Below are 6927 nucleotides of genomic sequence, written 5' to 3'. Positions count from 1 at the left end.
ATCTAGTGGCAGAAATAAATTTTATTTTTTTAATTGTCTACTTGACGGGAAGCAGTTCACAATTCAAAGGCTTTTTCTTTTTCTATCTTCTATTCTCCTTTTTCCTGCAGAATATCCACGATTGTCTTCTCAGTTCCAATCATGCCTGGCGAAGCGATTTCTCCCATATGCCGCATCGTATCTTCCGGTGTAAAACCATTGATTCCATGAATATCATCAATAAAAATATCATGCATCGCAAAGTCTGCCGATTGGAATGCAGCGTTCACTGCCACAACACCTTTCATCGTACAGCCCTTATTTCCGCCATGACAGATCATACCGGTAATACTGCTGGACATGTTGTTGATCGTTCTTGCCATTGCATGCTCATCACCTCCATGAAGGAAAACCAACGCACAGGCCATTCCTGTACCGGCAGCAATGCCGCAGCCACAGAAAGCAGAAAGCTTACCGGAATATTCTTTGATATACATGCAGATGAGATAGCTTAATGCGGTGGCACGATATAAGGTTTCATCGCTTAATCCGCGGATCTTGCAAACACCGTAAAGAGGCATGGTTGCAATGATTCCATGTGCCCCGGAACCGGTAATGCTCATGGCTGGTCTGTCAAGTCCGATCACACGGGCCTCAATTGCTGCATTGCAAAGTAAAGATGCAGTCTTTAACTCATTATCCGAAATAATCTTTCCGCCATTTTTCTCAAGCAGATACCGTGCATAGGTTGTTCTCGGGTTCTGGATTCCTTCTTCAAAAAGAGCATAGTTCATCTCATAGGCAGCCTTGATAAATTCAATTTCCTCTGCCGGAACTTCTTTTGCGTATTCGTAAATCTGTTTTAATGTATAATTGTGGATCAATGGTTTTTCTTCGTGTCCACCTTCCACAGAAGCTTCTTCCTTCTCAAGAAGCACCTCTCCATTTGCCTCAATACGAACAATATTTGTATGTGCATCGCGGATCCGAACCATAGCCTCTCCGCCTGTTGTCTTTACGCGGGCTTCGATAAAAATACGACTCGTAATCTCGCTCATTTTCACAACGATTTTTCCGTCTTTTACCAATTGCTCTGCTGCCACATTGTCGGCTTCTGTTACATTAGCAAGGCTCTCCAGCTCTTTTTCCGGTTTTCCTGCTACCGCCCCTAAAGCTGCTGCGTATTCATTTCCGTAAAAATGACTGTTCGGAATACCACATGTATATGCATTTTTATACATTCCACTATTTAGTAAAAGCGTAACCTGTTCCAGTTCTCCCGGAACATAAGATTTTGCCTTTGAAACCGCATACGCGATCGCTCCCGGCTCTGTTACCCCAAGAGCCGGACGCATATCCTCTTTAATTAATTGTGTTAATTCATGCATTTTCTTTTTCTCCTCTAATCAGATATTCAGATTATTGACTGCATCCTCTAATTGCTTTAAAGCTTTCTCCAAAACAGCTCTCGGACAAGCTGCATTCAACCGCATAAAGCCGTTCATTGTCCTTGTAAAAGACGAACCGTCATTTAATCCAAGCCCTGCCTTATAAATCATAAAATCCTTTAATTCTTCATTATCCATATGCAGTGCTCTGCAGTCCAGCCACACAAGATAGGTTGCATCCGGCATATTTGCTTTGATCAGAGGAATCTTTTTTTCAAAATAATCACATATATAATCAAGATTTCCAGAAATATACGCAAGGAGTTGTTCCAACCACTCTTCGCCCTCATTCAATGCTGCTTCCATTGCAACAGAACTAAACGCATTGTTTCTATGTATATCCATTCCACCCCAATATCCGTCGAACTTTTTCTTCATTTCCAGATTTGGGAATACCGTGGTTGATGCCTGAAGTCCTGCCAGGTTAAATGTTTTTGTCACGGAAATACATGTGATCACCTTATCAGCTGCTTCTGGGACAACAATTGCTGCCGGAATATGTTTTTTTCCATGAAATATGAGATCCGAATGAATTTCATCCGAAACTACCTGAACATCATTTTCAAAGCAAAGTGTCAGCATTTTAGACAGCTCATCTTGGGACCATACGCGTCCAAGCGGATTATGTGGATTACATAAAATGAAGAGTTTCACTGCGGGATCTTTTACCTGCTTTTCAAAATCTTCAAAATCTACTTCCCACACTCCGTCATGCTCAAGAAAGTTATTTTGTACAAGTTCTCTCCCTGTATTTTCTGTGATTTCGAAAAATTCCGGATAAACCGGTGGCTGAATTAAAACCTTTTCTTCTTTCTTTGTAAATAGCTTAATGATCGCTGCAAGAGCCGGAACCACACCTAAACACCAGCTACATAAGTTTGTATCAAGTGCCCATCCGTTTCTTCTTAACTGCCAGTCGGCATACGCTTTAAAATAACTATCTGGGCGGGATGTATAACCCCAGATTCCTTCTTCCGCTTTCTTTTTACATGCATCAATAATAGGCTGCGCTGTCTTGAAATCCATATCTGCAATCCAAAGCGGAATCACATCATCTGTCCCAAAATTCTTTACCCTTTCATCATATTTTGCAGAACGGTTTTTGCTTCTGTCAACAGGCTCATCAAAATTGTATTTCATATTTTCATTTCCTCTTTAATTATGCATTATTCTACCAGATGACAGGCTACATAATGTTCATTTCCAACGTTTCTGAAGATTGGTCTTTCTTCATGACAGCGTTTGGTAGCATATGGGCATCTGGATGCAAATTTACATCCAACCGGTGTATCAATCGGACTTGGGACATCCCCTTGCAGCATAACCGGTTTCTTAGTTTTACTGATCGCAGGATCAAGTTCAGGAACCGCTGACATCAATGCTTTTGTATATGGGTGCAGTGTCTGTTCGTACAATTCTTCTGTCTCCGCAAATTCTACCAGAGATCCAAGATACATAACACCTACTTTTTGGGAAATATGTCTGACCATAGAAAGATCATGTGCAATAAACAAATAAGTAAGTCCAAGACTTGCCTGCAGATCTTCAAGCATATTTACTACCTGTGCCTGAATACTGACATCAAGTGCCGAAATAGGCTCATCGCAGACTACAAAATCCGGATTTACCGCAAGTGCTCTTGCAATCCCGACACGCTGCCTTTGTCCACCTGAAAATTCATGAGGATAACGGCTGGCATGGTCTTTTCCAAGACCAACTGTATTCAACAATTCATAGATGCGTTCCTGTCTTTCCTTACCTTCATAAAGATGATAAATATCCAGTGGCTCACCGATAATATCTGAAACCGTCATACGAGGATTCAGAGATGCATATGGATCCTGAAAGATCATCTGCATTCTTTTTCTATATGGCCATACTTCGGCTGCGCTCAACTGTGCAATATCTTTCCCATCAAATATGATTTCTCCTGCTGTCGGTTTATAGAGACGCATGATGGAATATCCGGTTGTAGATTTTCCACATCCGGACTCTCCTACAAGTCCGATTGTTTCTCCCTTTTGAATTTTGAAGGAAACTCCGTCCACTGCTTTTACATACTCGATTTTTTTACCTAAAAATCCTTTTTTATTCTCAAAATACATTTTCAGGTCTTTTACTTCCAGAAGTGTATTATTTGGCATGTCGGATTCCTCCTTTCTGACTTTCGTACTCTTCGTTCCGAGGTGCCTGCGGATGGCACATAAAACAGCTTACACGATGTGTATCACTGATATACTGTTCCGGCACCGGCATAGATGCACATACTTTCATTGCATATTTGCAGCGCGGATAAAACGGACATCCTGTCGGTGGATGAAGCATATCCGGCGGTGTTCCAAGAATCGGAACCAGTCTCTCTTTAGATGCCTCTCCGGTTACCTTTGGTACAGAGTTCAAAAGTCCCATCGTATATGGATGATGCGGTTCATAGAAAATTTCTTCCGTTGTTCCTTCCTCCATAATCTTTCCACCATACATAACGATGATTCTATCGCAGATACTTGATGCACATCCTAAGTTATGTGTGATCAAAATAGTAGCTGTTCCCAGTCTTTCATTTAATTCTTTCATAAGAGACAGTACCTGTGCCTGAATGGTAACATCCAGTGCCGTTGTCGGCTCATCCGCAATCAGAAGCTCTGGCTCACAAGAAAGTGCCATCGCAATCATTGCTCTCTGTCTCATACCGCCTGAAAACTCATGTGGGTAGGAATGAAATCTTTTTTCCGGTGAAGGAATACCTACCAGTTTCAACATTTCAAGTGCACGTTTTTTTGCATCTTCTTTTTTAATTTTATGATGTGTCAGAATGGCTTCTGTAATCTGATCACCAATTTTAAATAACGGATTCAATGATGTCATCGGATCCTGGAAGATCATAGCAATGTGATCCCCCTGAATCTTACGCATCTCACTTTTTTTCTTCTTCAAAAGATCTTCTCCGTTAAAGAGAATCTCCCCGTCTTTTACTCTTCCCGGATATGCAAGCAGTCCCATAATAGAAAGTGACGTAACACTCTTCCCACTGCCTGATTCACCTACAATACCAATGATCTCGCCTTTATCTAATCCAAAACTAACATCACGGATCGCCTGCACCTCTCCTAAATGCGTAAAGAAAGAGGTATGTAAATTTTTTACATCTAATAATTTTTCACTCATTTGCTTTTTCCTCCTTATTTACGCTGTTTTGGATCGAATGCATCTCTTAAACCATCACTTAATAAGTTGAATGTAAGGATTGTAACTGAAATGGCAATCGCCGGATATACCATCTGATATGGATATACATAAATTCCTGCTAAAGCGTCATTACACAAAGTACCCCAGGAAGCCATCGGTGCAGAAATACCAAGACCTACGAAGCTCAGGAATGCTTCATTGAAAATTGCACTTGGAATCTGCATTGCCATATTTACCATGATAGGTCCCATCATATTCGGGATTAGGTGTTTCACAATAATCCTCTTTGTATCTGCTCCTGTTACGATGGCAGCTTTAACAAATTCCTGCTGTTTCAGCGTCAGAACCTGCCCTCTGACGATACGGGCCATTTTAACCCAGAATGTCAAACCTAATGCAATAATGATGGAAGAAATACCAGGTCCTACTACAACCATGATCAAAATAACATACAGCGTCATCGGAATGGAGTCCAGAACGTCAATAATACGCATCATGATATTATCAACTGTTCCACCGCAGTAACCTGCAATCGCGCCGTAGAATACACCAACCACAAAGTTGATAAATGCCGCAAACAGACCAACCAAAAGAGAAATACGTGCACCATATACAATACGGATAAACAAATCTCTCCCAAGACCATCTGTTCCAAGCAGATAAGTTTTATTTTTTATCTTCTCCTGCTTTGTGAGCTTCTCACCATCACAAGTGATCACTGTTCTTTCTATCTTGTTTTCCAAAATACTTTTGGCTTCTTCAATTGTAACCTCTGTCACATCGCTTCCTGCATAATAGTTTTCAAGATATTTAATTCCTTTGATCGCTACTGTATCTAAATCTTTTTTTGCTGCTTTCTTTTCTAATTTTTTATACTCTTTACTTGCATCTGAATAACCACTATAATCAACACAGATTTCACTGTTTCCGACCGTAAAGAAATTTTTCTTTCCATTGACATCTTTATTCTTTACTTCTGCAAGTCCTTCAAGATTTCCTTTTTTGTCAACCACAACAACTGTATACTGTGGTGTTACATAAATATTTTTTCCGTTGTCAAGCGGATATACTTTCATTACATCCGGAATATTCGCTAATTCCAGATTCTGTGTCTTATAATCATATTTCCAAAACATTGGGATAAAAATAGCTCCGATTGTAATCAAAGCAATTACGATCAAAGAAAGGATCGCTATTTTATTGGATTTTAATCTTCTCCATCCGTCTTGTAAAAAAGTAAGACTAGGCCTTTCCATTTTCTCAGCATTTTTTTCTTCCTGTTCCAACGGTGCCCATAATTCCGGAGAGATAACGTTATTTTTTTCGCTCATATTTTCTCACCTGTTTTACTGATATTTAATACGTGGGTCAATTAATACATACAGAATATCGACTACTAAAATGCAGATTACAAGAATAACTGAGAAAAATACAGTAATACCCATAATCAATGTATAGTCTCGGTTAAGGATACTGTTTGTAAATAAGTTTCCGATTCCAGGAATACCAAATACCTTTTCTACTACGAAAGATCCTGTAATCAATGCAGCAAACATTGGTCCGATATAAGTTACAACCGGAAGCAATGCATTTCTTAATGCATGTTTTCCAAGTACCTTCCATTCAGGAAGTCCCTTTGCCCTTGCTGTACGAATATAATCCTGATTCAAAACATCTAATGTGGAAGTTCTTGTCAGTCGTACAACATACGCAAGTGAGAATAATGCGCTGACAATAACCGGTCCAATATATCCCTTCCAGCTATTCACACCAAACGATGGTACCCATCCTAAAATCTTGCTGAACAGATATAAGAATCCTGTTGCAAATACAAAGCTTGGGATTGTCGCCCCTAGGGTTGATAGCACCATCAAGACTCGATCTACAAATTTATTTTGCCTCAATGCGGCAATAATACCAAAAAATATTCCGAAACCTAAAATAACTAACGAAGCCCAAATACCGATTGCTAAAGAATATGGAAATCCTGCTGAAATAATATCATTGGTTGTGATTCCTTTTTTCATAAAGGAAATACCAAAATCCCCATGCATATAGTTCCGCATATATGTTCCATATTGTTCAATAAACGGTTTATCAAGACCATATTTTGCTTTCATATTTGCAATAATTACCGGATCGTTCATTTTCTCGCTGGCAAATGGGTCACCTGGAATTGCATTCATTAATGTAAATGTCAGTGTCATAATGAACCAGATCGTAATAATCGCAGAAAGTACTCTTTTCGCTATATATCTCAGCATATTACTTCTCCTCTAATAATAGGGAGACCGAAAAGCAAGGTACTTTTCGG

At 39.7% G+C, this 6927-nt stretch carries 6 protein-coding genes; all 6 read right to left on the bottom strand.

Going from position 1 to position 6927, the window contains the following annotated elements; all coding sequences use genetic code 11:
* Positions 1–89 precede the first annotated feature (89 nt).
* The 6 genes from PGW42_RS11860 to PGW42_RS11835 are packed head-to-tail and all read right to left on the bottom strand — an operon-like array spanning position 90 to position 6877.
* Complete coding sequence (locus PGW42_RS11860; RefSeq protein ID WP_117836122.1) at positions 90–1367, bottom strand: L-cysteine desulfidase family protein; 1278 nt, start codon at positions 1365–1367, stop codon at positions 90–92.
* 18 nt (positions 1368–1385) lie between these two features.
* A complete protein-coding gene (locus PGW42_RS11855; RefSeq protein ID WP_117836124.1) occupies positions 1386–2567 on the bottom strand; it encodes a MalY/PatB family protein in 1182 nt (393 codons plus the stop codon).
* Between the two features lie 26 nt (positions 2568–2593).
* Positions 2594–3571: an ABC transporter ATP-binding protein gene (locus tag PGW42_RS11850; RefSeq protein WP_008373311.1), complete on the bottom strand. Its 978-nt coding sequence runs from the start codon at positions 3569–3571 to the stop codon at positions 2594–2596.
* Entirely contained in the window at positions 3561–4592 is a 1032-nt protein-coding gene (locus PGW42_RS11845) for an ABC transporter ATP-binding protein (protein WP_173825205.1), read from the bottom strand. The genes PGW42_RS11850 and PGW42_RS11845 overlap by 11 nt, the downstream gene beginning before the upstream one ends.
* Before the next feature lie 14 nt (positions 4593–4606).
* The gene (locus tag PGW42_RS11840; RefSeq protein ID WP_117824450.1) at positions 4607–5944 is read right to left on the bottom strand and encodes an ABC transporter permease; all 1338 of its coding nucleotides are present in this window, start codon (positions 5942–5944) and stop codon (positions 4607–4609) included.
* Between the two features lie 15 nt (positions 5945–5959).
* Positions 5960–6877 carry an ABC transporter permease gene (locus PGW42_RS11835; protein ID WP_117824449.1) on the bottom strand — a complete coding sequence of 306 codons (918 nt, stop codon included), beginning with the start codon at positions 6875–6877 and terminating at the stop codon, positions 5960–5962.
* Between the last annotated feature and the right edge of the window lie 50 nt (positions 6878–6927).

The organism is Coprococcus sp. TM115-187, from assembly GCF_027679115.1.
GTDB classification, from domain to species: domain Bacteria; phylum Bacillota; class Clostridia; order Lachnospirales; family Lachnospiraceae; genus Allocoprococcus; species Allocoprococcus comes.
This window is presented reverse-complemented; position numbering and strand designations above follow the sequence as displayed.